This window comes from Lentibacillus kimchii, assembly GCF_042666895.1.
GTDB lineage: Bacteria > Bacillota > Bacilli > Bacillales > Amphibacillaceae > Lentibacillus > Lentibacillus kimchii.
Map to the genome: position 1 here is coordinate 1 of NZ_JBHTGR010000051.1, position 950 is coordinate 950.

Genomic DNA, 950 nt, shown 5'->3' on the forward strand with positions numbered 1-950 from the left:
AAAGAACTCAGAAACCCTTTCATACGCCGTTTTATAGCTCTCAAAGAGCTCTCGCGAGAGGCAATCGTCCTCCAGGACGCGGTGAAAGGATTCAATATGAGCATTTTTATTGGGCGTTTTGGGCGGAATCCGTTCATGTTCACAGCCCAGGGTTTCGCAAGCTGCCTCAAATGCCTTTGCGACATATTGTGGGCCGTTGTCACTGCGAATAATGGGCTGCGTATCTGCTTCCAACAGATCCCTTTGCCAAAGCGCGTTTTTCAAGGTTCTTACGGCGTCTGTCGCTCGACAGCTCCGCCCCATATGATAGGCAATAATCGAACGATCATAGACATCAAGAAACTCAAGGATAAAAAAGAAACGGTCTTCACCATCGACATAACCATATTTGATATCCGTTTCCCAAAGCTGATTGGATCCTGTGATGATGCGATTTCTAGCAATTCGCCTGGGATAATGGATTTGTTTACGATGCTGGCGGCGTAAAATGCCCAGTTCCTGACACAGCCGATAGATTTTCTTTTTATTAACCACCAATCCGTATTCCCGCCGCAAGGCCGCTGTGAGTTTATGATAGCCATAGTTGTAGCCTGATCCGCTGATCAGCTCCATCAGCCACTCCTGGATTTGCTCATCAGAAATACGTACATGATGGTCATTATAAGAATAGCCTGGCGCCGGACGTCCCTCACTTACTTGTTTTTCTTTCACGGCATAGCGTGTTTGATAATAGTAACTGGAACGGGCCACACCGGCAATTCGTAATACCTTCGCGACGGGATAGCCACGCCCAATCCATTGCTGGGCTACTTCAATTTTTTCAGCAAGTGAGGGTTTTTCTTTTTTACAAGATCCCGCAGGATCGCAATTTCTAGATCCTTATCACCAAGCAGCTGTTTGAGATGATCGTTTTCTTTGGTTAATTCACCAACTTCCTGGTTACTGGCTGC

1 protein-coding gene is annotated in these 950 nt (G+C 46.5%); it reads right to left on the reverse strand.

Features of this window, described 5'->3' with window-relative positions; all coding sequences use genetic code 11:
- A partial coding sequence (locus ACFQU8_RS10485; RefSeq protein ID WP_382359670.1) for an IS3 family transposase occupies positions 1 to 816 on the reverse strand: 816 nt, incomplete at its 3' end.
- Between the last annotated feature and the right edge of the window lie 134 nt (positions 817 to 950).